This window comes from Verrucomicrobia bacterium S94 (assembly GCA_004299845.1).
Taxonomy (GTDB): Bacteria; Verrucomicrobiota; Kiritimatiellia; order Kiritimatiellales; family Pontiellaceae; genus Pontiella.
This window is the reverse complement of the sequence record CP036201.1, coordinates 2,422,093-2,446,607: the sequence shown is the minus strand read 5'-3', so window position 1 is coordinate 2,446,607 and position 24,515 is coordinate 2,422,093. Positions and strand designations below refer to the sequence as shown.

The 24,515-nt window shown below is 51.7% G+C and carries 19 protein-coding genes, 2 tRNA genes and 1 pseudogene; 18 read left to right on the top strand and 4 right to left on the bottom strand.

Annotation, left to right across the window (positions count from 1 at the left end; all coding sequences use genetic code 11):
* Positions 1-145: 145 nt before the first annotated feature.
* Positions 146-1,333: a DNA polymerase IV gene (locus tag EGM51_10555; protein ID QBG47809.1), complete on the bottom strand. Its 1,188-nt coding sequence runs from the start codon at positions 1,331-1,333 to the stop codon at positions 146-148.
* A gap of 104 nt (positions 1,334-1,437) precedes the next feature.
* On the opposite strand from EGM51_10555, the gene EGM51_10550 reads away from it, so the two are divergent.
* Positions 1,438-2,715 carry a hypothetical protein gene (locus EGM51_10550; protein ID QBG47808.1) on the top strand — a complete coding sequence of 426 codons (1,278 nt, stop codon included), beginning with the start codon at positions 1,438-1,440 and terminating at the stop codon, positions 2,713-2,715.
* Here the strand turns inward: EGM51_10550 and EGM51_10545 are convergent.
* Positions 2,672-3,580, bottom strand: a complete 909-nt coding sequence (locus tag EGM51_10545; GenBank protein ID QBG47807.1) for an SDR family NAD(P)-dependent oxidoreductase — start codon at positions 3,578-3,580, stop codon at positions 2,672-2,674. The genes EGM51_10550 and EGM51_10545 overlap by 44 nt on opposite strands.
* Before the next feature lie 137 nt (positions 3,581-3,717).
* On the opposite strand from EGM51_10545, the gene EGM51_10540 reads away from it, so the two are divergent.
* Positions 3,718-4,434: a hypothetical protein gene (locus EGM51_10540; protein QBG47806.1), complete on the top strand. Its 717-nt coding sequence runs from the start codon at positions 3,718-3,720 to the stop codon at positions 4,432-4,434.
* A gap of 9 nt (positions 4,435-4,443) precedes the next feature.
* On the opposite strand, the gene EGM51_10535 is transcribed toward EGM51_10540, so the two are convergent.
* The gene (locus tag EGM51_10535; protein QBG47805.1) at positions 4,444-6,363 is read right to left on the bottom strand and encodes a type II/IV secretion system protein; all 1,920 of its coding nucleotides are present in this window, start codon (positions 6,361-6,363) and stop codon (positions 4,444-4,446) included.
* A 246-nt stretch (positions 6,364-6,609) separates the two neighbouring features.
* Between EGM51_10535 and EGM51_10530 the strand changes: the two genes are divergently transcribed.
* From EGM51_10530 to EGM51_10460, 15 genes and pseudogenes are all read left to right on the top strand, one after another.
* Positions 6,610-6,685, top strand: a tRNA-Thr gene (locus EGM51_10530).
* 56 nt (positions 6,686-6,741) lie between these two features.
* On the top strand, positions 6,742-7,941 hold the full coding sequence (gene tuf / locus EGM51_10525; protein ID QBG47804.1) for an elongation factor Tu: 1,200 nt from the start codon (positions 6,742-6,744) through the stop codon (positions 7,939-7,941).
* A 70-nt stretch (positions 7,942-8,011) separates the two neighbouring features.
* On the top strand, positions 8,012-8,164 hold the full coding sequence (gene rpmG / locus EGM51_10520; protein QBG47803.1) for a 50S ribosomal protein L33: 153 nt from the start codon (positions 8,012-8,014) through the stop codon (positions 8,162-8,164).
* A 17-nt stretch (positions 8,165-8,181) separates the two neighbouring features.
* Positions 8,182-8,257 (top strand) — tRNA-Trp (locus tag EGM51_10515).
* Positions 8,258-8,282: 25 nt separating this feature from the next.
* Positions 8,283-8,486, top strand: a complete 204-nt coding sequence (gene secE / locus EGM51_10510) for a preprotein translocase subunit SecE (GenBank protein QBG47802.1) — start codon at positions 8,283-8,285, stop codon at positions 8,484-8,486.
* Positions 8,487-8,508: 22 nt separating this feature from the next.
* Complete coding sequence (gene nusG / locus EGM51_10505) at positions 8,509-9,063, top strand: transcription termination/antitermination protein NusG (GenBank protein QBG47801.1); 555 nt, start codon at positions 8,509-8,511, stop codon at positions 9,061-9,063.
* A 20-nt stretch (positions 9,064-9,083) separates the two neighbouring features.
* Positions 9,084-9,509: a 50S ribosomal protein L11 gene (gene rplK / locus EGM51_10500; GenBank protein QBG47800.1), complete on the top strand. Its 426-nt coding sequence runs from the start codon at positions 9,084-9,086 to the stop codon at positions 9,507-9,509.
* Positions 9,509-10,201: a 50S ribosomal protein L1 gene (locus tag EGM51_10495; protein ID QBG47799.1), complete on the top strand. Its 693-nt coding sequence runs from the start codon at positions 9,509-9,511 to the stop codon at positions 10,199-10,201. The genes rplK and EGM51_10495 overlap by 1 nt, the downstream gene beginning before the upstream one ends.
* A gap of 19 nt (positions 10,202-10,220) precedes the next feature.
* Entirely contained in the window at positions 10,221-10,751 is a 531-nt protein-coding gene (locus EGM51_10490) for a 50S ribosomal protein L10 (GenBank protein QBG47798.1), read from the top strand.
* 87 nt (positions 10,752-10,838) lie between these two features.
* Positions 10,839-11,213 carry a 50S ribosomal protein L7/L12 gene (locus tag EGM51_10485; GenBank protein ID QBG49296.1) on the top strand — a complete coding sequence of 125 codons (375 nt, stop codon included), beginning with the start codon at positions 10,839-10,841 and terminating at the stop codon, positions 11,211-11,213.
* Between the two features lie 119 nt (positions 11,214-11,332).
* Entirely contained in the window at positions 11,333-15,100 is a 3,768-nt protein-coding gene (gene rpoB / locus EGM51_10480) for a DNA-directed RNA polymerase subunit beta (GenBank protein QBG47797.1), read from the top strand.
* Between the two features lie 47 nt (positions 15,101-15,147).
* The gene (gene rpoC, locus EGM51_10475) at positions 15,148-19,320 is read left to right on the top strand and encodes a DNA-directed RNA polymerase subunit beta' (protein QBG47796.1); all 4,173 of its coding nucleotides are present in this window, start codon (positions 15,148-15,150) and stop codon (positions 19,318-19,320) included.
* Positions 19,256-20,293 (top strand): methylated-DNA--[protein]-cysteine S-methyltransferase, encoded by a 1,038-nt coding sequence (locus tag EGM51_10470; GenBank protein ID QBG47795.1) that lies wholly within the window; start codon positions 19,256-19,258, stop codon positions 20,291-20,293. Before rpoC ends, EGM51_10470 begins: the two co-directional genes overlap by 65 nt.
* Positions 20,294-20,357: 64 nt before the next feature.
* A pseudogene (locus EGM51_10465) lies at positions 20,358-21,791 on the top strand (nitronate monooxygenase).
* Positions 21,792-22,182: 391 nt separating this feature from the next.
* Entirely contained in the window at positions 22,183-23,112 is a 930-nt protein-coding gene (locus tag EGM51_10460) for an IS110 family transposase (protein ID QBG47794.1), read from the top strand.
* Between the two features lie 170 nt (positions 23,113-23,282).
* On the opposite strand, the gene EGM51_10455 is transcribed toward EGM51_10460, so the two are convergent.
* A complete protein-coding gene (locus EGM51_10455; GenBank protein QBG47793.1) occupies positions 23,283-23,486 on the bottom strand; it encodes a cold-shock protein in 204 nt (67 codons plus the stop codon).
* 654 nt (positions 23,487-24,140) lie between these two features.
* Here EGM51_10455 and EGM51_10450 point away from each other — a divergent pair.
* Complete coding sequence (locus tag EGM51_10450; GenBank protein QBG47792.1) at positions 24,141-24,515, top strand: 30S ribosomal protein S12; 375 nt, start codon at positions 24,141-24,143, stop codon at positions 24,513-24,515.

Sequence of the window (24,515 nt, the reverse complement as noted above, 5' to 3'; positions counted from 1 at the left end):
AGAGCAGGAATAAAGAGGGGCGCCGCAGGAAGAGGGGTATATCCTGCGGCGCCCATAGGAAGAAGAAACCAGTAAAGTCTCCGGAGCATGGAACGCGTGTATATGAAGTGTATTGGACAAAAAAGGTTTTGAATCATCATTCAGTCTAACTCTGATCCCCGGCGGAGGCTGCCGGCACCGTACTTTTCCCGGATGGCGTCTGCAGCCCGGCTGAGGCGGCTTCGCTTTTCGTGTACGGCTGTGTCGGGGGGGCGAACAGATTCATCTGAAGGGTCTGCGGCTGGTCGGTTTCGGTGAGGCCGCTGGTTCCGAAGCCGATGAGACGGACAGGACGGTGACGCAGATGCTTGTTGAGCAGTTCCATGCCGACTTCGCGCAGGGTGATGTCGTCGTTGGCCGGAATGGATATTCTGGTCTGTCGGGTGATGGTGGAGAAGTCGCTCCAGCGTAACCGCAGATGAATGGTAGTGGCAAAAAAACCGGCTTTACGAAGCCGGGCGCCGACTTTATCGATCAGGTGTTTATAGGTTGCTTCAATCTGTTCGCGGTCAATGACGTCGTGCCGGAATGTGGTTTCATTGGAAATGCTTTTTTCATCGGTTTCCGAGCCGATTTGCCGTTCGTCGATTCCGCGGCAAAGTCTGGAGAAACTGTAGGCGGCTTTTCTTCCGAGAGTTTCTTCCAGCCTTTGAATATCGAATTGCTGCAGGTCGCCGATGGTGGAGATGCCGAGGGAAAGCAGCTTTTTCTGCGTTACTTTTCCGACGCCCCACATGCGGCCGATGGGCATGGGGGCGAGCATTTTTTCGATGGCGTCCTGTTCGAACGGAACCACGGTGAGGCCATCGGGTTTATTCATATCGGAAGCCAGTTTTGCGAGAAACATATTCGGAGCGACGCCGACGGAGGCGGTCAGCTGTGTTTGTTCTTTAATGTCGTTGCGAATTTTTTCGGCAATCGTTTTTCCGTCGCCGAAAAGGTGCTGTGAGCCCGTAACATCGAGAAAAGCTTCATCGATCGACAGGGGCATGACGTGGGGGGTGTACGATTCGAAGATCTGCATGATTTCCCGTGAGACGGCTTTGTAGTTGGCCATGTTGCTGGAAACAAAAACAGCATGCGGGCATTTCTGTTTGGCGATACGGGAGGGCATGGCGGAATGAATGCCGTACCTGCGTGCTTCGTAGGAGGCGGCGGCCACAACGCCGCGCCGGTCGGCGGCGGCCCCGACAATTACGGGTTTACCGCGGAGTTCCGGATGATCGCGCTGTTCCACGGAAGCGAAAAAGGCGTCCATATCCACGTGTAGAAAGGTCTGGGTGGTCGGTTTCATTTTTCCTGAGGTGGAAATCTACATCGGGTTAATGCTTTTCATAGAGCGAATATCATTTAAACTGATTTGCAATTCACTTATTATTAAAACACACGGTTATGGCCATGGAAGATAAAATACATTCCCAGGATAAGCAGGATGCCCGCGACGTGATTTTGGACCTGAACTTTGTTCCGCAGTGGGCCAGGAAGCCTCCGGGAGAAAATCATTATTCCAGAAAGGATTTTGATGAACGCCCGAGGCGAGAGGAGCGGCCTCGCCGTGAGGGACGGCGGGACGATCGGGAGCGTTCAGGGCGGCCTCGCCGCGATGACCGCCCGCGCCGGGAGTCGCGCGAACCGGCCAAGGAACTGCCGATCAGTGTTTCGTTTCTTCCGGAGCAGAAGCGGCTGGCTTCGCTGGTTCGGCAGATTCATCATTCGCGCCGCGCCTATCCGCTGATGGATCTGGCCAATCTGCTGATTCATGATGAGGAGGGGTATCTGGTTAAAATTGAAGTCAATAAGGATGCGCCGGATTTTTATCTCTACCAGTGCAAAAAGTGTAAATCAGTTGCTGCATCGGAAGAGCTGATTGAACAGCATATTCTTTCGAGTCATCTGGAAGATCTGTATGAAAAGGAAGAGGTTGAGACCGAGCCGCCGGCCGGAAATTTTCCCGGGGTTGCGCGATGTACGAAAACCGGAACGCTGCTGGGGCCGCCGAATCACCACAGTTATAACGACAAGGTGGCTGAAGTGCATGCTGCACACTTTTCGAATATGTCGCTGGAGGACTATAAGCGATTTGTTGAAACGGTGAAAGATGAGGCTCTTGTGGAGCAGTGGCGGGAAGAGAGTCGGAAGCAGACGGTTTATCGGCTGAAGTCTGATCCCGAAGCGGAAGCGGTGGATTTGAAAAAAGCTGAACTCGAGTTTAAAAAAGAGCTGCCTTCCATGATCGAGAAAACGCACCGGGCCATTGTTCCTTCCAAAATTGCGCGGGTGCTGGATGACCGGGATGTTACATTTGCCATCAAGCGGGTCTGGAGCAAAGAGAGCCGTTTTCCGTTAACGTTGTCGTTTTCGATGCGCGCTGCATTCCGGCATATGCATCTGCATTTGTTTAAAGCCGGGAAAATCAATTTTGTGACGCATATTAAGCCTCATCCGATCAAGCCGCAGGACACGGTGCCGAATATTGCCGAAGTGCTGATGTTTCTGAAGGAGAACCCGGGGTCAACGCGTCAGCAGCTGCTGGAGGTTCTTCATCCTTCGCTTGATCCGAAATCGCCGGAGGCCAAGGAGGCGCTGAAACCGATCAGCTGGCTGGTTGAGCGCGGGCATCTTATTGAATTTTTCAATGGAACCCTGTCGGTGCCGATTGGTCGTCAGCGGCGGTGAAGCTGATGGAGGGGGCCATGCCCAACTGTCGGTAGGTGAGAGTCATGACCCGCTCAACGCAGAGCGGGTCTTTTGCGTAAGCCGGGAACGGAACCGGTTCCCCGGAGTGATCGATGAGGGCACCGGAGATGTTGTTGAAGGCGGGGTCGAGCAGGGCTGCCGCATAGGTTTCCGCCATTTTTTCCGGGGTGATGGAAAACTGTGATTTCAGGGTATATAGATTTTTCATCCACTGCGGCAGGTTCGGATAGCGGCTGATGTCGATTTTAACATTGGAGACGCGGATGCAGTTGGCGGTTGCCATGGTTCCGGTGAGCTGCTGCGCAAGCCAGACAGTGTAGATGTTCTGGGCCATTTTGGACTGGTAGTACGCTGCCGTCGGGGTGAAATGACGCTCCCCGAACATGGGGTCTTCCAAATTCACCGTCTGGAAAGGACGGGCGAGCAATCCTTTTGAGGAGATGTTGATAATGCGTCCCTGCGGACTGGCAATGATTTGATCCATCAGGCGGTCTGTCAGCAGAACCGGTGCAAGGTGGTTGGTGAACCAGAAGCGCTCAAAACCGTCAGGGGTCAGTTCGCGGTCGGTTTTGGATAGATTAAAATCGGCGGCATTGTTGAGCAGTCCGTCGATCTGGTCGAGTTCGCGGTGAGCCCATTCTGTGAATTGATGGATGCTGCTCCGGGAAGCCAGGTTGAGTTCGGCCGCAATGGTTTTTCCTCCTGTTTCGCGACGGGCCTGTTCGGCTTTTGCACGGTTTCTGCAGGCAAGAATCACGTGGTGGCCGGCCGCAGCAATATGTTTGGCGGCGGCTTTGCCGATGCCGGAATTGGCTCCGGTGATAATAATGGTTTTTACGGTCATTGAGAGAGGGTAGAAGAAACGGGCGTCAGCGGCAATGTTTCTGGTCCTGGAACGTTGTTTCCCAAGAATTGGAAGCGGGCTTGACGAACAGCGGGTCAGCGCCCATTGTTTTGTGTATTCGAACGAAGGAATTTCCAATGGCAGGAAAACTGATACAGATCTTTTTGATGTTGGTAATAACGGCAACAGTTTCTGCCGATATCGAGGAATATAAGCGCGAACGTTATGATGTGATTGTGGAGCGTTCGCCTTTCGGTGAAGATCCGGGACTTGCGGCTGATCTGGCGAGGGAGCAGGCGCAGAGTCAGAAAGAGGCTGCTGAGGCGGCGAAGCTGGCAAAGGAGATGGAAAAGAAAATCCGTCTATGCTATCTGCTCGAAGCTGATAACGGGGAACTGCGCGCGGGCTTTGAGAACAAGGGGGCAAAGGCTGGAGATCCCCGCAGTATTATGTTGCGTTTGAATGAGAGTTTTCAGGGGATGAAGCTGACGGATATTGATGTGCTGAACAGCAGTGCTACGCTTGAAATGAATGGAAAGCCGGTTACTTTTGAGCTGACCCAGGCGGTTGCGGCTGCACCGGCTAAAACAGCTGCTCCGGTCGCGCAGAGACGCAAATTCGGCAGCGGTTTCCGCCGGCCGGAGAAGCCGGCAAAGCCGGCTGAGCCGGAATTGACTCCCGAGGAGCAGGCGGCCAGGCGTGAGGAAGTGCGTGAAAATCTGCGGCAGTATCAGATGGAGGTTATTCGCCAGGGTATGCCGCCGCTTCCGATTCCGCTGACCAAGGAAATGGATGATCAGTTGGTGGCAGAGGGGATTCTTCCGCCGAGCGGTCCGTCTGCTCCTGGACAGTAAGGCGAAGAATTAAACTTCCTCGAACTCGTCATCTTCCGTAACGCGGAGAATTTCGTCGATCGTTGTGATGCCGGCGAGTACTTTATCCCACCCGTCTTCGCGCAGCGTTCTCATGCCGCCCTGGTCCAGGGCTTTGGTTTTGATGTCGGCGGCAGACGCGTGAGCAATGATCAGCGGGCGGATTTCATCGGTGACGTGCAGAATTTCAAAAATGCCGGTTCGGCCCTTGTAACCGCTGCCGCGGCATTCATCGCAGCCGACGGCTTCGTAGATCGGGCCTTCATTGACTAGGCGTTCAATTGGGAAGCTGTGTTCTTTCAGGAATTTTTCATCGTATTCTTTGGGAGCCTTGCAGTTGTTGCATAGCCCGCGCACCAGGCGCTGTGCGACAATGCCTTCCACTGAGGAGGCGACCAGAAACGGTTCGATGCCCATGTCCAGCAGGCGGGTGACGGTGCTGGCAGAGTCGTTTGTATGAATGGTGCTGAATACCAGGTGGCCGGTCAGGGCCGCACGAATGGCGATTTCGGCGGTCTCTTTGTCGCGGATTTCCCCGACCATAATGACGTCCGGATCCTGACGCAGAAAGGTGCGCAGGGTATTGGCGAAAGTCAGCCCGATTTCAGGGCGCATCTGCACCTGATTGACGCCGGGCATTTCGTATTCAATAGGATCCTCGGCGGACATGATTCGTTTATCGACGGAGTTGATGGTGTGAAGCCAGGCGTAAAGGGAGGTGGATTTTCCGGAGCCGGTCGGGCCGGTGACCAAAAGGATGCCGTGGGGGCGGGTGATCATTTTTTTCAGCATATCGGAATCGTGGCCGTTCAGTCCCAGATCGGCCATGGTAACAAGGCCGCCGCCCCGCATAAGAAGACGAAGGCTGACGGATTCTCCATAAACGGTAGGCATGGTGGATACCCGGACATCAATTTCGGCCCCTTTGATGCGGACACTGATCCGTCCGTCCTGCGGGAGGCGTTTTTCGGCAATATCCATGTTAGACATCACTTTTATGCGCGAAATCACCGAAGACTGAAAACGTTTGAGCTGCGGGGGCATAGGCGTTTCGTGCAGGACGCCGTCAATGCGGTAGCGAATGCGCAGGTCTGTTTCCATCGGTTCAATATGAATGTCAGTTGCGCGGTCTTTGTAGGCTTCCCAGATAATCTGGTTTACAAATTTCACAACTGAAGCTTCCTGATCAAGCTCACTCAGGTCCTGTTTTAGAAGATCCTCCTCGTCGTCAAAATCCAGACCGCCGTTTTCCATCATGCGGTCAAGGGTTTCGGCGCCGACGCCGTAGAATTTTTTGGCGGCAGTTTCGATGTCTTCCGAAGGGCTGAGAATCAGACGAATCCGGGTTTCAGCCGCCAGCCGAAGTGCATCAGCCAGGCCGGGGATAAAGGGGTCGCTGGTCGCAACCTTCAGGCATCCGTTTTCTTCGGTAATCGGAATGATGTTGTATTGGAAAATGGCTTTGGTCGGCAGTTTTTCCAGAATACCGGGTTCAATTTCTATCTCTTTGAGGCGCTGAAAGGGCAGTTGCATCGCCTCGGCTAGTTTGGAAAGGAGTTCCTCTTCCTTGATTCCGGTGTTGTCGATAATAAACCGGCATACCGGTGCTCCATTAGCGCGGGCCTCATTCAGGGTGTTCTGAAGTTTTGTTTTTTCAAACAGGCCTGTGGCTGCGAAAAGGTCGTAGATTCTTGGGGTTGTAGTAAGCATCACATCTATGAATGTGCCATTCGGGGTTTGGAAAAAGCAACAGTTTATTATATTCCGCTTGATAGATCCGAGGTGCGTTAAGTGAGGGTGTTGTGTTTGGTTTTTACGAAAGGGGGAAAGAAAATATAACGCCGGAGCTGAGGAGCGGTCATTTTTCGGGGTTCTCTGATAAACTTCCGGGGGGAGGCGTAATTGTGTCATAATATGCAGCCGGGAATGACGTTGAGTGATCTGACGGAAAGAGGGATTTGTTGTGCCGGATGAAATTAGTAAAGTTTTTTCGGCTTCGGGGTTGACTCTTTCGCGGGGTTCTATATATTGCGCCGTCTTATTTGCCAAATCCCGCTTCGGGCGGCAGGTGGGACAATTTTGAAGGAACAAGCTTGCGAGCGCATTCTTTTACCGGTGTGCATAAGGCTTGTTTGTCTGTTTTTTTTGGATAAACAGGCCCATGTAGCTCAGTTGGTAGAGCGCATCCTTGGTAAGGATGAGGTCAGCAGTTCAAATCTGCTCATGGGCTCCATTTATTCGATTTGTTAAATATAAGAATTAACTGAGAGATATCAGGAGGTAAACAAAATGGCTAAGGATAAGTTCGAACGGACAAAGCCCCACGTGAATGTGGGCACGATTGGTCACGTTGACCATGGTAAAACAACTACTACCGCTGCAATTACCTGTGTACAGGCCGCTAAGGGTCTGGCTGAGTACGTCGCGTACGACAGCGTTGCAAAAGCTTCGGAATCCCAGGGTCGTCGTGACTCCACTAAGATTCTGACCATCGCGACTTCGCACGTTGAGTACGAATCCGATAATCGTCACTATGCCCACGTTGACTGCCCGGGCCATGCTGACTATGTTAAAAACATGATCACCGGTGCTGCACAGATGGATGGCGCAATTCTGGTGGTTGAAGCTCCGTCCGGTCCGATGCCGCAGACTCGTGAGCACATTCTCCTGGCTCGCCAGGTCGGTGTTCCGAAAATTGTTGTTTTCCTCAACAAATGTGACCTCGTTGATGACGAAGAGCTGATTGAGCTGGTTGAAATGGAAATCCAGGAACTCCTCGCTAAGTATGAGTTTGAAGAAGATTCTCCGATCATCCGCGGTTCTGCACTGGGTGCAATCAACAACCCGGAAGGTCCTGAAGCTCAATGCATCCAGGAGCTCATGGATGCACTCGACGCCTGGATTCCGGAACCGGAACGGGTTACCGATCAGGACTTCCTGATGCCGATCGAAGACGTATTCTCTATTGAAGGTCGTGGTACAGTGGTTACCGGTCGTGTTGAACGTGGTACTATTCATACCGGCGACGAAATCGAAATTGTCGGTATCAGAGATACGGCAAAAACCACCTGCACAGGTGTTGAAATGTTCCGTAAGATCCTTGATGAGGGTCAGGCTGGCGACAACGTGGGCATTCTGCTGCGTGGTACGAAAAAAGAAGAAGTACAGCGCGGTCAGGTTCTGGCAAAGCCGGGAACCATCAACCCGCACACCAAATTCAAGGGCGAAGTATACGTTCTTTCCAAAGAAGAAGGTGGACGTCATACTCCGTTTTTCAAGGGCTACCGTCCGCAGTTCTACTTCCGTACAACGGACGTAACCGGGGACATTCAGCTTCCGGAAGGCGTGGAAATGGTAATGCCTGGTGATAACGTCACTATGGACGTTACTCTCATCACCCCGATCGCGATGGAACAGCACATGCGCTTCGCAATTCGCGAAGGCGGCCGCACCGTTGGTGCCGGACGTGTTATCGAAATCGTTGAATAACATCAGTGGTTAACCGGGGCGGGCGGTGCATGCCGCCCGTGACCCGTTTATCATCTAACAGGATAAAACCATGCCAAGAGATATTATTACTCTGGCCTGCACCGAGTGCAAAGAGCGCAACTACACCGGTACACGCAATAAGAAGCTGGAAACACAGCGTCGTGAAGTAAAAAAATACTGTGCACGCTGCCGTAATCACACACTTCACCGTGAAACCAAATAGTTGATCAATTTGACGACAGGACGGTAGTTCAATTGGTAGAGCACCGGTTTCCAAAACCGGCTGTTAGGGGTTCGAGTCCCTTCCGTCCTGCCACTATCTTGAAACTGGAAAGCATACAATGAGTAAACTTAACGAAGGCGTCGGCAGTCTGCGGACTTTTCTTGAGGAAGTGAAGGTCGAGCTGCTTAAGTGCACATGGCCAACTAAAAAAGAACTGGTCGGTCAGTCTATTGTAGTGATCGTTTCGGTCATTATTCTCGGCGCATTTGTGGGTCTTTGTGACCTTGTCAATGTGAACTTCCTACAGTTCATCATCCATTAAGTTTATTCGGGGATATAAAATCATGCCAAAACAATGGTTCATCCTACACGCGCTTTCCGGTCACGAGCTGAAAGTTCAGAAGAACATTGCCAGCCGCGTGCAGCAGGAGGAGATGGAAGATCTTATCGGAGAGGTTCTGATCCCCTCTGAAAAGGTCTCGGAAGTTAAACAAGGCAGAAAGACAACGGTTAACCGCAAGTTTTTCCCGGGGTACCTGCTGATTAATATCAGCCTGTACAACGATGATAAGTCGGTTAATGCAGAAGCCTGGACGTTCATTCAGAACACCCCGGGTGTAATCGGTTTCCTAGGCGGAGACAGACCGCCGGCGATGAGTGACGAAGAGGTGAATGCCATCGTCAATCAGATCGAAGAGAAGAAGGAAGTTGTTGCACCTAAGGTGATGTTCGAGCCGGGCGAGACCGTTAAAGTTACCGACGGACCCTTTACCAGTTCCAGCGGTATAATCGATGAAGTCGATCCTGAACGCGGTGTCCTGAAAGTGCTTGTTTCTGTCTTCGGTCGTGAAGCGCCGGTTGAGCTGGAATACTGGCAGGTTGAGCGTTCGGCCGAATAGAAAATTTATTGAGGATAGTTATGGCTAAGGAAATCACAGGGTATATTAAATTGCAGATCCCGGCAGGGGGAGCAAACCCTGCACCGCCGGTAGGTCCCGCCCTGGGTCAGCACGGCGTAAACATTATGGAATTCTGCAAGGCATACAATGCCGCCACGCAGGATAAAGCTGGAATGGTTATTCCGGTGGTCATCACCGTATATAACGATCGCAGCTTCTCATTTGAAACCAAGAGCCCTCCGGCCGCGGTTCTTCTGAAGAAAGCAGCCGGCCTGGCTAAAGGTTCCGGTGTTCCTAACCGCGATAAAGTAGGCAAAGTAACCCGCGCCCAGATCGAGGAGATTGTTGAGACCAAGAAAGATGATCTCAACGCCAATGACATGGAAGCCGCCGTTCGCATTATTGAAGGCACTGCGCGCAGTATGGGAATCGAGGTGGAAGGATAATGGCTACTCACGGAAAAAAATACAGTGCTGTGGCGGAAAAAGTTCTGAAGGAGGATTACACCATGGAAGGTGCAATTTCATTCCTGAAGGAGAATCCGACCGCAAAATTTGATGAAACATTGGAATTCGCGTTTCGGATGGGTGTTGACCCGTCCAAATCGGATCAGGCAATCCGTTCTACCGTTGCGTTGCCGCACGGAACGGGTAAGGATGTTCGTGTAATCGTTTTCGCAACCGGTGATGCTGCAGAAGCCGCACGTGAAGCGGGGGCCGCAGAAGTGGGTTTTGAAGACCTGATTAAAAAAGTTCAGGATGGATGGACCGATTTCGATGCCGCTGTTGCCACACCGGATGCCATGAAGGAAGTCCGTAAGGTTGCCCGTGTTTTGGGGCCTCGCGGCCTCATGCCGAATCCGAAGACCGGTACTGTTACGGATGACACCGCTGCGGCTGTTAATCAGCTGAAAGCCGGTCGTGTGGAGTTCCGTATGGACCGTAACGGTAACATTGCCGTTCCTTTCGGTAAGCGTTCTTTCGAGAAAAGCGCATTGCTGGAAAATGCACAGGCGATCGTTGATGCGATTAACGGAGCAAGACCGGCCAGCGCGAAAGGCACCTACATTAAACGTGTTACGATTTCCTCCACGATGGGACCGGGTCTGCGGATCGCCCTGAAGGAAATCTCCGCATAGGGAAGGGGAAGGGATTTAAATGAAACCTGAAGAAAAAGGCGTACGGCCGGAAAAAGTATCCGAAGCGGCTGAGTTAGATCAGCGCGTTGCCGGTGCTCTCTACATGATCATTGCCGATTATACCGGCATGGACATGCCCACGACAACGGCACTGAAGAATTCGCTGCGGGAACGCGGTGCCTCCTTCAATGTTGTAAAGAAAACCATGCTCAGTCGTGCTGTTGATGCGGATATCTCAGATCTGCTTCAGGGGCAGACCGCCATGATCCACGGCGATGGCGACGTGGTGGAAGTGGCCAAAATTATTAAGAAATTTACTGCGGAAAATGAAAAGCCGGTGGTAACCGGTGGATTCGTTGAAGGCAAAGCGGTAACTGCCAAAGACGTTGTAGCACTCGCAAAACTTCCTTCCAAGGATGTCCTGCGTGCACAGTTGCTCGGCACCCTGCAGGCACCTTGCAGTCAGCTGGTCGGTGTAATGAACCAGAAGGTTTCCACGCTGGTTTATGTGCTGAACGCGGTAAAAGACAAAAAAGAACAAGAAGCATAACCAAAATTAATTTGAATCAGATAGCAGTTCATTAGGAGGTATCAAATGTCCGAAGAAGTAAAAGATGAAGTAGTACTCGAAGGTAAAATGGCCGAGTTCGTTGACTGGGTTGAAACCATTTCCGTTCTGGAGCTTTCTCAGCTCGTAAAAGCGCTTGAAGATCGCCTGGGTGTTACCGCAGCTGCTCCGGCAGCCGTAGCAGTTGCAGCGCCGGCCGGTGGCGGAGACGAAGGCGGCGGTGCTGCTGAACAGACTGAATTTGAAGTTGTTCTGACTGCAGCCGGTGGATCCAAAATTCAGGTAATCAAAGAGCTCCGCGGTATCACCGGTCTGGGCCTGAAGGAAGCAAAAGAGCTGGTTGATGGTGCTCCGAGCAGCATCAAAACTGGTGTTTCCAAAGAAGACGCTGAGTCCATGAAAGAAAAACTCGAGGGTGTTGGAGCATCTATCGAGCTCAAGTAAAACCTTGTTTTCCTTGATCTTTGACAGATAGTGCCGCCTGTGTGCGGCATGTGTATTGTTCCCCTTTGAGACCCAAAGGGGAACATGCGTTATCCAACAACAACCCTTGAAGGTGCGGAATGGCTGAGAGAAAAAACTTCGGAGTACTCACAGACGCGCTTGATGCGCCAGACTTAATTGAAATCCAACTTAACTCCTATCGCGACTTTCTGCAGCAGGATGTTGCTCCTTCCCGTCGTAAAAAAATGGGATTGCAGGCAGTGCTCGGAGAAGCATTTCCGATTGAAAGTTACGATGGACAGATCGCTCTCGATTTCGTCAGTTACGAAATCAAAAAGCCGAAACTTGATCATTTGGAATCTATCCGTGAAGGCGAGACCTTCTCGGCTCCTTTGTATGTGACGTTCAAGCTTCGTGAAGGTGAAGACCTGCGCGAAGACACGTTGTTTATGGGGGAAATTCCTCTCATGACCGACAGCGGAAGTTTCGTCATCAACGGTGCGGAACGTGTTATCGTTTCACAGTTGCACCGTTCGCCGGGTATCTGCTTCGAATCTTCGCAGCACGCTAACGGGTCCACGCTGCATTCTTTCCGTATCATTCCGGATCATGGTTCATGGATCGAAGCCCAGTTTGACACCAGTGATCTGATCTATATCTATCTTGACCGGAAGCGCCGGCGCCGCAAATTCCTTGCTTCCACGTTCCTTCGTGCGCTCGGTTATGAAAAAGATGAAGAAATCCTCGGACTGTATTACAAGTTTGCGGAGTTCTCCCTTTCGAAGAAAAACTATAAGGAAGAGGATCTCGAAAACCTCGTTCTTTCTGACGATATCGTTGATGCAGACTCGGAGTCGGTCATCGGTCGCCGCTATGATCAGCTGACAGTGGATATGATCCAGCGTATGAAACTGGCGGGTTATAAGAAAGTGTCGGTTGTCGATGTTTCCTGGGACCAGGGACTGTTCCTTAAATCCGTTCAGGCCGACACGACGCGTACGGTTGATGAAGCGCTCAAAGATCTCTATCAGAAGCTGCGTCCTGGCGATCCGCCGACCACTGCTTCCGCCCGTCAGATGATAAAGCGTCTTTTCTTTGATGAAGCCCGTTTCAGTCTTTCCCGCGTCGGACGTTATAAAATCCAGCAGAAACTGGGTATTGAAAGCACATCACTGACGCTGGAAACGGAAGATGTGGTGGAAGCTCTCCGTTACCTTCTGATGGTTCGTATGGGTGAGGGAACACTGGACGATATTGACCACCTTGGATCCCGCCGTATTCGTACGGTCGGTGAGCTGCTCGAAGGTCAGTGCCGTGTTGGTCTCGCACGTATTCAGCGTCTGGTTAAAGAACGAATGACGATTTTTGATACGACGGTTGACCGGCTTTCTTCACAGAAACTGATCAATCCGAAGGCGCTGTCTGCGGTAATCAAAGACTTCTTCGGTCGTTCGCAGCTGTCGCAATTTATGGACCAGACAAACCCGCTTTCGGAACTGACGCATAAACGTCGTCTTTCTGCACTCGGTCCGGGCGGTTTGAACCGCGACCGTGCCGGTTTCGAAGTTCGAGACGTGCACAGTTCGCACTATGGGCGAATCTGTCCGATTGAAACGCCTGAAGGTCCGAACATCGGACTGATTTCTTCGCTTTCGACGTTCGCTAAGGTGAACGAATACGGCTTTATTGTTACGCCGTATTTGAAATGTTCGAAGGGCAAAGTCAGTAAAACGATTGACTGGCTTACCGCAGACGAAGAAGAGCGCTATGTGATTGCACAGGCGAATGCACCGCTTGATGAAAAGAACTGTTTCGTGAATGATCACGTTATGGTCCGTGTCCGGGGCGACTTTATTGAAGTTCCTCCGGAAAAAGTGGAATATATGGACGTTTCGCCGAAGCAGGTAGTGTCTATTGCCGCCGGCCTGATCCCGTTCCTCGAACACGATGATGCCAACCGTGCACTCATGGGTTCGAACATGCAGCGCCAGGCTGTTCCGCTGATGAAGTCGGAACGTCCGTTTGTCGGATCCGGTATCGAAGGTCGACTGGCCCGCGACTCCCGTGTTCTGGTAATTGCGAAAGAGGACGGTAAAGTAGCGTATGCTTCTGCCGATCGTATCGTGGTTTCGAAAGATGGGAAAATGCCGGTTAAAAAATCCGGTAATGAATGCCAGATTTATAAACTGCGCAAATTTATGCGCTCCAATGCGGGAACCTGTCTGAATCAGCGTCCGATTGTAAAAGTAGGACAGAAAGTTAAAGCAGGTGATGTGCTGGCTGACGGTTCGGGTACAGATGAGGGCGAACTGGCACTGGGTAAAAACGTGGTTGTCGCGTTTATGCCGTGGTCCGGTTATAACTTCGAGGATGCGATTCTGATCAACCAGAAACTGGTCCGCGAAGACGTCTACACGTCGATTCATATTGAAGAGTTCGAATGCGGTGCCCGTGATACAAAACTCGGTCCGGAAGAAATCACCCGCGACATTCCTAATGTTGGAGAAGAAGCTCTGAAAAATCTGTCGCATGACGGTATTATTCAGGTCGGTGCTGAAGTGAAACCGGGTGATATCCTTGTGGGTAAAATCACACCGAAGAGTGAAACAGAGCTGGCTCCTGAAGAGCGCCTGCTACGCGCTATTTTCGGTGAAAAAGCCGCAGATGTTCGTGATACATCGCTCAAAGCACCTTCGGGAACGCACGGTATTGTGATGGATGTTAAAGTGTCATCCAAAAACAATGCGATGGGTGCGACGGCCGATAAAGGAAAACAGACGGATGTTAAAAAGCTTGAGAGAGAGATCGCTGAGCGCCATGAGGATGTGGTTGCGCAGCTGACAGAAGACCTCACTGAAGCGCTGTCCAATATTCTGCTTGGTGAAAAAATTCCGCTGGATGTAATGAATTCCAGTACAGGTGATGTCATTATTCCGGCTAACCGCAAAATCACAAAAACACTGCTGCGTAAGCTGGCTGCCAACTATGAATTTGTTGAAATCGATCCGTCTCCGATCCGCATTAAAATTATGGGGATTATTGACGAATACCGCAATAAATTCGTTGAGGCCAAGCAGGACAAAGAACGCTCGATGGATCGTGCCGGCAGCGGTGAGGAAGTCGATGCGGGTATCGTTAAGTCCGTTAAGGTTTATGTGGCTGAGAAGAAGAAACTGTCCGTCGGGGATAAAATGGCCGGTCGCCATGGTAACAAGGGGGTTATTTCCCGGATTGTTGCCGAAGAAGACATGCCGTTTCTGCCGGATGGAACTCCGGTGGATATCGTTCTGAACCCGCTGGGTGTACCTTCACGTATGAATGTGGGCCAGGTATTGGAAACCCACCTTGGGTGGGCCTGCAAGCATCTGGGTATTCATGCGGCGACGCCGATTTTTGATGGTATTTCCGAAGAGCAGATTTTCAGTATGCTCGGAGAAGCCGGTCTTTCTGAAGATGGTAAAACCGAGCTTTATGACGGACGTACCGGAGAGCGTATGGAACAGCGCGTAGTGGTCGGTGTGATGTATATGCTTAAACTGCATCATCTGGTCAGTGAAAAGATTCACGCCCGTGCAGTTGGCCCGTACTCACTTGTAACGCAGCAACCGCTCGGTGGTAAAGCCCAGTATGGCGGTCAGCGTTTCGGAGAAATGGAAGTATGGGCACTCGAGGCCTATGGTGCAGCTCACGCACTGCAGGAAATCCTGACGGTAAAATCCGACGATATTGCCGGACGTACCCGTATGTACGAAGCGATTGTGAAGGGCGAAAACGTCCTCGACTCCGGTCGTCCGGAATCGTTTAACGTATTGATTAAGGAGCTGCAGGGTCTCGGTCTGAACTTCCAGGTGAAGAACGAGGATGGCGAACCCATTCTGTCGGCCTAGTCGCGTAACTTAGATACCTATCCATTATACTGCAGGAGGAATGCCTCGTGGAAAATTCAAATATAGCCGACATCTTCGGTATCAAGCAGCAGGAACAAAGTGACTACGCGAACATTACGCTCGCTTCTCCGGAAGCGATCCGTTCGTGGAGTCACGGTGAAGTCAAAAATCCGGAAACGATCAATTACCGGACTTTCAAGCCCGAAAAAGGCGGACTTTTCTGTGAACGTATTTTCGGTCCGACCAAGGACTGGGAATGTTCATGCGGAAAGTACAAGCGTATCAAACACAAAGGGGTCATCTGTGACCGTTGTGGAGTTGAAGTTACGCTGTCACGCGTTCGTCGTGAACGTATGGCGCACATTGAGCTGGCTGTGCCGGCTTCACATATCTGGTTTTTCAAAGCCACACCGAGCCGGATGGGTTTGATTCTGGATATGACGATGCGCAACCTGGAGCGTGTGTTGTATTACGATAATTATATCGTTGTTGATCCCGGAGAAACTCCGCTGAAAGAAAAGCAGCTCCTTTCCGAAGAGGAATACCGGGAAGCGCTGGATAACTATGGTGCTGAAAGCTTCGTTGCCAAAATCGGTGCTGAAGGTGTACGTGATCTGTTGAGTAAAATCGATCCGGTCAAGACGCTTCAGGAACTTGAAGAAGCAATGATGAACACCCGTTCCAAACAGACCCGCAAGAAGCTGGTAAACCAGATGAAGGTGATGGAAGGGTTCATTAAATCCGGATCCCGTCCGGAATGGATGGTTATGGAAGTGCTGCCGGTGATTCCGCCGGACCTGCGCCCGCTGGTTCCGCTCGAAGGCGGCCGGTTTGCTACATCAGATCTGAATGACCTGTATCGCCGTGTGATCAACCGGAACAACCGTCTGCGTACGCTGCTGGCTCTCAAAACGCCGGAAGTGATTATCCGTAACGAAAAACGCATGCTGCAGCAGTCAGTTGATGCACTGTTTGATAACGGTCGTCATGGCCGTGCGGTTACCGGTCCGGGCAATCGTCCGCTGAAATCCCTTTCCGATATGCTGAAAGGTAAACAGGGCCGTTTCCGCCAGAACCTGCTTGGTAAGCGTGTCGACTATTCCGGCCGTTCTGTAATTGTTGTGGGTCCGACGCTTAAACTGAATCAGTGCGGTCTGCCGAAAAAGATGGCTCTTGTGCTGTTTGAACCTTTTATCATTCGGCGTTTGAAAGAGCGTGGTGTGGTGCATACGGTCCGCAGTGCGAAGAAAATGATCGAGCGTGAAGTGGATGAAGTCTGGGATATCCTCGATGAAGTGACCCGCGGTCATACGGTGATGCTTAACCGTGCGCCGACGTTGCACAGACTTTCGATTCAGTCGTTCGAGCCGATCCTGATTGAGGGTGAGGCCATTCAGTTGCATCCGCTCGTGTGTACAGCATACAATGCAGACTTTGACGGTGACCAGATGGCTGTACACGTACCGTTATCTGTCGAAGCACAGGTTGAGTCTAAGAGTCTTATGCTCGCGACCAACAACATCTTCTCGCCGTCTTCCGGTAAACCGGTCACCACGCCGACACAGGATATCGCTCTGGGATGCTACTTCCTGACGTCGGAATCGCAGACGTACATGATGAAGCGCAAGCACGGTGAGCCGGTTGATGAACAACTGCGCATGATGAACGATATTATGGAAGTGCAGACGGCCTATGACGAAGGGGTTGTTAAACTGCATGACCGAATTCGTTTCCGGAACCCGGATTATCAGCGTGAAACACGTTACGGCGATATGGAACGCTCGGTTATCACGACCACTGTCGGTCGCGTATTCTTTAATGAAGTATGGCCGGATGAGCTTGGTTTTGTGAATAAAACCGCCACGAAAAAGGTTGTCGGGCAGCTGATTGAGGCCTGTTATGAAATCTCTGGCCACAACGTCACAGTCGGGGTTCTTGATGCGCTGAAAAACCTGGGTTACGAACAGGCTACCCGTTCCGGTATGTCTATCGGTTTGACTGACATGATCATTCCGCAGGATAAAGCGCCTATGGTTGCCGCCGCGCGTAAAGAAATTGAGGAGGTTGAAGCCAAGCACCGCAAGGGTCTGATTACCGAAGGTGAACGCTACAACATGATCATCGATATCTGGACTGACACGAACGATAAGCTGACCAATAAGCTGTTCGCTGTACTGGAGGAGAACGACGATCCGAAAAATGCGAAGTCGAAAGAAGAGCTCAATCCGGTCTACGTAATGGTTGATTCCGGGGCCCGTGGTTCCCGTCAGCAGATCCGTCAGCTTGCCGGTATGCGCGGTCTGATGGCCAAGCCTTCCGGTGAAATTATCGAGCGGCCGATTCTCTCGAATTTCCGAGAGGGGCTGTCGGTACTTGAATACTTCATTTCGACACACGGGGCTCGTAAAGGTCTGGCAGATACCGCGCTGAAAACGGCGGACTCCGGTTATCTGACCCGTAAACTGGTAGACGTTTCACACGATATTATCATTACCGAAGAGGACTGCCATACGCTTAACGGTATTGAAGTTGCGGCGATTTCCGAGGGTGATGATGAGCTGGTTTCGCTGGCTACACGCATTATCGGCCGTACCGCGGCAGAGGATATCTGCAACCCGCATACGCTGGAGGTGATTGTTGCCGCCGGAGAGCTGATTGATAAATATTCGGCCCGGAAGGTGGAAAGTGCCGGTGTTGAACAGGTTGTTATCCGTTCGGTGCTGACCTGTGAGTCGCGTCGTGGGGTCTGTGCCAAGTGTTATGGCAAAAACCTCGCGACCGGCAAGATGGCTCAGCTCGGCCAGCCGGTTGGTATCATTGCGGCGCAGTCCATCGGTGAGCCGGGTACACAGCTGACGATGCGTACATTCCATATTGGTGGTACGGCATCCTCCGTGTTTAAACAGCCGAAAGTTACCGCGAAATCAAGTGGTACCGTGCGCTATGAAAATATTCGTTCGGTCAAAGTCAACGATCAGAATATCGTGCTGAATAAAAACGGTAACATTCTGGTTGTAGACGAGGAAGGACGTGAGCTTGAGCGCTATGCCATGGTAATCGGGGCCCAGGTATCTATTGATGACGGAGACCGCGTTGAGGCGGGTGAAGTCTTTGTGGAATGGGATCCGTACTCCGTTCCGATTCTTTCCGAACATAATGGTAAGCTTGAATTCCAGGACTTTATTGAAGGGGTAACTGTTCAGAAGACTGTGGATGAGGCAACCGGTGTTGAAGGTTTGACGGTTATGGAGCATAAGGAAGACCTTCATCCGGAAATTCTTATTGTCGGTGATGACGGTAATGTCGGTCATTATTCCATCCCGGCCGGCGCGCAGGTGATGATTAAGGAAGGCGACACGATTGCTGCGGGTTACACGCTGGCCCGTACTCCGCGGAAAACGGTACGTACCAAGGATATTACCGGTGGTCTGCCGCGTGTGGCTGAACTGGTGGAAGCCCGTACGCCGAAAGAGGCGGCTGAAATTGCCAAGATTGAAGGTATTGTTGAACTGGGCGGAATTGCCAAAGGTAAGCGGAAGCTGATTGTTCGTGACACCGTGACCGGTGCGGAAGAAGAACATCTGATTCCGATGAACAAACATGTAATTGTGTTCCCGGGTGACTTCGTACATAAAGGTCAGCAGCTGACCGAGGGGCCGATTGTCCCGCAGGAACTGCTGGAAGTTTGCGGTCCTCAGGATCTGCAGGAATACCTCGTAAATGAAGTGCAGGCTGTTTATCGCCTGCAGGGTGTGGAAATCAACGACAAGCACATTGAAGTGATTGTTCGCCAGATGTTGCGTAAGGTCAAGATTACCGATCCGGGCGATACAGAGTTTCTTTGGGGCGAACAGGTCGAAAAACAGACCTTCCAGGAAGTCAACCAGAAGGCGGTAGCTGAAGGTCGTCGTCCGGCGGAAGCGTCTCCGGTGCTGCTGGGTATCACCAAGGCTGCACTTGAAACAGAGTCCTTTATTTCGGCGGCGTCGTTCCAGGATACCACCCGCGTACTCACCAAGGCTGCAACGCTGGGCATGGTGGATGGACTGCGTGGCTTCAAGGAAAACGTTATTATGGGCCGTCTGATTCCGGCCGGTACCGGGTTCCCGATGTACCGCGATATCAAGCCGGTGAAACTCGGCGAGGAAATCTCGGTTGAGGATGCCCTTGGGGGCGATCCATTGGCCTTCGCTCAGGAATCGACCAACGACGAAGCCTGACGATCGGTTTATCCAATCTCTGAAAAAAGCGTCCCGCATGGGACGCTTTTTTGTTTTTGAATGGTTCGGATCCGTTTTTGGAAACTCATGGAAAAAAACGAGTGCGGTTTTCGGTCGCTATGGCCATAGTATTTCTATGAATGATTATGATCACATCGTTCGGGTCATTCGTTATATCGAGGTACATCACGTAGAACAACCGAATCTGAAGACGCTTGCGGCCGTGGCCGGTTTAACCCCGATTCATTTCCGTCATCTGTTTTTGCGTTGGGCGGGATTGATACCGAATGATTTTATGAAATGCCTGACATTGGAGCATGCATGCGACCACCTGCGGGAGGGCAGCGCTGTACTGGATGCTGCTCTGGATGTGAGACTGCCGGGGTCGGAGCGACGGCAGGATTCCCGCGTTTGTCTGGAGGTGGCGTCACCGGACGAAGTCAGTTCCGGTGGAGCGGGGTTACGGATTAGGGCGGGAACGGTGGCTTCGCCTTTTGGGGATTGTCTGATTGCCGAAAGCCCTCGTGGGATCTGTCATCTTTCATTTTTTGAAAGATCTGATGATTTCAGGGGGTGGAAGCGTCTCAAAGAAGATTGGCCTCATGCGGAGCTGGTTCGTGACGAAGGAATGGCCGGGGAGCTGGCGGACCGTATTTTCGCTTCCGCAGATGCTACGCGTGAGAATATCCGGCCGTTGAGGCTGTTTGTTCGGGGTACGCAGTTTCAGATGAAAGTCTGGCAGGCGCTGTTGGAAATCCCGGAAGGCTGGCTGGTCAGTTATGGATCTTTAGCGGAGCAGGTCGGGAAGCCGAATGCTGCGCGTGCGATTGGTTCGGCCGTGGGGCATAATCCAATCGGCTACCTGATTCCCTGTCATCGTGTTATACGGGGAAACGGAGAAATCGGTGGTTATGCCTGGGGGGCAGAGCGTAAGCGGGCCATGCTGGTTCGGGAAATGTCCCGACAGTCCTGAAGCCCTGCTAACAGATATTTTTTTGTGTCGCATGTTGCAGGGCAATGGGGCATAATTAAGTGCTATGTTTAAGGATTTACCGAAAATTATTCAGGGAGGAATGGGCTTCGGAATATCGGACTGGCGTTTAGCCCGTGCGGTATCAAAACTCGGTCAGCTGGGTGTTGTTTCCGGAACGGCTTTGGATGCTGTGCTCGCGCGAACGTTGCAGGACGGTGATCCCGGAGGGCATGTTCGCCGTGCTTTGGAACATTTTCCTTTTCAGCAGATGGCGCAGCGTATTCTGGATGCCTATTTTGTTGAAGGGGGGCTGGGGGAAGGTAAGCCATATAAACGTATCCCGATGCACACGGTGGACGGTTCGCGGATGGCGATTGAGCTGTGTGTGGTTGGTAATTTTGTAGAAATTTTCCTGGCACGGGAGGGACATGACAGGCCGGTTGGGGTGAACTATCTCGAAAAGATTCAGCTTCCACATCTACCGTCTATCTACGGGGCTATGCTGGCCGGCGTTTCTGTTGTGATTATGGGGGCGGGGATTCCGTTGGCTATTCCCGGCATTCTGGATGCGCTGTCGAGGCACGAGCATACGGTCTACCCGGTTTCCGTTACAGGGTTGGAAGGTGATGTGGAAACTGTTCCTGTTTCATTCGATCCGCAATTGCTGATGGAGGGGGAGGGGCAGGCTCCTTTGCCGCGGCCGGCTTTCTTTCCGATTGTAACGACCGAGTCGCTTGCCGGAATTCTGCTTAAACGTGCGAATGGCAGTATTGAAGGTTTTATCGTCGAGGCGCATCAGGCCGGTGGGCATAATGCGCCGCCGCGGGGCCGGGGAGCGCTCAGCGAGGCGGGGGAGCCGGTTTACGGTTTGCGCGATGATGCTAAGCTGGCGAAGTTTCGTGATTTTGGGGTTCCGTTCTGGCTGGCGGGGTTGCGCGGTTCTGCCGAAGGATTAAAAGATGCGCTGGCGCAGGGAGCTGCCGGAGTGCAGGTGGGTACGGCTTTCGGTTTGTGTGAGGAGTCCGGGCTTATTGCTGAAACGCGCCGTGAGCTGGTGCGCGGGGCGTTGGAAGGGACATCGCGTGTATTTACGGATCCAGTGGCTTCGCCTACCGGATTCCCGTTCAAGGTGGCTGATGTGAAGGGGAGCCTGTCCGAACCTGCGGTTTATGAAAAACGCCGGCGTATCTGTGATATAGGATTTCTTCGTACGCCCTGTCGAAAGGCGGATGGAAGTATCGTATACCGCTGTCCGGCTGAGCCGGTGAAAGCCTATGTCGCTAAAGGGGGACGGGAAGAAGATACCGTCGGGTGAAAATGTCTCTGTAATGCCCTAGCGGCTGATATTGGCTATCCACAGCGTCTGCCGGACGGCTCGCTGGAAAAGCCGCTCGTGACGATGGGCGACGATCTTGAGAATATCGGGCAGTTCTGTCGTGACAGATCAGTTGATTTCTCTGCGGCGGATGTGATTAATACCATTCTGGCCGGGGTGTAATACCATTTACTAAAACATTCCGGTCTTAACGACAGCGTTATTCCGCGCAAGAGTGTGGAGCCGTTTATGACTGAATTTCTCTGAGTCCTCAGCGTCTTGTAGGTTTCTCCCGACATCATTTGAGCTTTTTCCCCTTTCGAGAATGGGAACCATTACTCGTCGGAGAAAGGGGAGGAAAAAAGCTCCTCAGTTAAGTAAGCTCAGGAGCACCAGGGAACCGCCGGGCTTTTGACGAAAAGCTCGGCGGGGTTTCGGAAGAGATCATTCAGCGCCCAGAACCTGCCGGAGGCAGCGTTCATCGCAGAGCAGGGATCCTCCGAAGCTGCTCCGGTTTTATCTCAAACAGTTGACAGAGCCTTTTGAGCTCACCTCTACAAGACGGAGAAAAACCATGAAACATGAATTAACCCTGATTGCGGTTGACGTTAGCAAAGAATCGCTGGAAATCCAGACGGATGAACGATCTTTTGATGTCCCGAACACTGAAAAAGGCATTGCCCGTTTAATTAAAGCAGCCGGAGCTGCTCAGCTGCCTTTTGTTGTTTGTGAGGCAGCGGGCGGATACGAACGCCTGTTGCCGGAGAGCATGCATGCAGTAGATATACCGATCTGCAGGGCCAATCCAGCCCGGATAAGGGCATTTGCGGCCAGTGAAGGCATACAGGCCAAGACCGATCCGATCGATGCGGATGTAATCCTCAAGTTCGCAAAAAGTAAGGAATTACGTCCTGCAGCTCCGGTATCGAGTCGGCGCAGGGAATTGATCGCCCTGCTCGACAGGCGCGATCACCTTAAAGAACAGGGTGCACGGGAAAAGAACCGGATCCGGAACTCCCCGGACTTCATCCATGCCTCTATCAAACGCATGCTCAATGTCCTGAAAAAAGAAATCACAGCCATTGAGAAGCGCATCCGGGAACTGATCAAATCCGATGAGAGTCTGTCGGCCTGTTTATCCTGTCTCACTGCCATCAAAGGCGTTGGCGAAGTTAGCGCATGGATGATCATGGCCTTCCTCGGTGAAATCACGATGCTCAGCAGAAATGAACTCGTTGCTCTCGCCGGCGTTGCCCCCTACAACAGAGACAGCGGCAGATTTAAAGGAAAGCGAAAAATCAAAAGCGAGCGTGCGAAGGTCAGAAAAGCTCTGTATATGGCGACCGGAACTGCAGCGATGTATAATCCTGTAATCAAAGCCTATACCGATGGACTCCAATCGCGCGGGAAACCCTATAAATGTGCAATGGTCGCAGGGATGAGGAAAATGCTCATCCACATGCAGTCCGAACTTAGAAAAGCAGAAATAAAGGTTGAGTTATGACACAGTTGCTCTGCGAGGGATCAGATTTATACCGGATAAGTTTTAACGTTTGGTATAAATCCGGGGCTGCATATCCTGCTGTTCGGGTTTTCTGGCCGCCATGGATATTGAGCGCAAAAAAAAGGCGTCCGAATGGACGCCTTCTTCAAAGCTTTGTAAGCCCCTGGTTGTTACATTGGAGTAACGTTGGTCGCGCACGGGCCTTTACGGCCTTCGCCTACTTCGAAAGAGACCTTCTGGCCTTCATCGAGGGATGCGTATCCGGAAACCTGAATCTCCGAATGGTGTACGAACATGTCCTGTCCGCCTTCGTCCGGAGTGATAAAACCGAAGCCTTTTTCGGCGTCGAACCATTTTACTGTACCTGTATTCATTGTATGTCCTTAATTGAATGTGATGTGTGTCTACCCTGTTCTGCGGACAATAGCGAAAGAAATCGTAAATTATATTTTCGGGGTTAAAATTTATGACGTTAAAAAAGCGCAACTTTTCGCTGGATTTTTTCTGTCGATTCTCTATGTTGCCCATCCTTTCGCGTCAATCTGTGGATTGCAGGAGGGTGTGAGTCGGCAGTTGCTTTATCTACAGTTGCCTTTGCATCTTCTTCATTTCAGAAGTGGCTGGCAGTTCACGGGCACGCATAAGGGGATCATGAATGCACCGGCAATCGGGAGACCGAACCGGATTAGGTTCCGATCTGAAATGCAGGAATGTTCATCTGCAGTTAAGTTAGGGGCAGTTCGTGGTTACAGGGACTTTCAGGGTTTGGAGGTCCTAGGGAAAATACAGGCGAAAAATGTATCATCTTTCGCTTGCGGTGGTGGGTGTAGATCTCTACTGTCCTCCGCCTGTCTTTTTTAGGTTTTGTTGGACCGGATGACTGTGCAATCGAAAGGGTTGTCATGAATCGGAACAGCATTTTGATTTAAGGAAGACGCTGTTCGGGGAGATGAGCGGGTTGCGAATAAAATCGCAGTTAATGCTTAAATCTCACTGGGTGCGTTTTTCAGTTAATAAGGAAAGCAATTATGCCGACTATTAATCAATTGGTAAGAAAGCCGCGTACGCTGCAGAAAAAGAAGAGCAAGTCGCCCGCGCTGGCAACCTGTCCGCAGCGTCGTGGTGTGTGTCTGCTGGTTAAAACCCAGACCCCGAAGAAACCGAACTCGGCTCTTCGTAAAGTTGCCCGTGTGCGTCTGACCAACGGTCGTGAAGTTAACGCCTATATCGGCGGTGAAGGCCATAATCTGCAGGAGCATAGCATGGTTCTGGTTCGCGGCGGTCGTGTGAAGGACCTTCCGGGTGTTCGTTATCACATCGTACGCGGTGCGCTGGACTGTCTTGGAGTGGACGGGCGTAAGCGTGGCCGTTCGAAATATGGTGCGAAGCGCCCGAAAGCATAA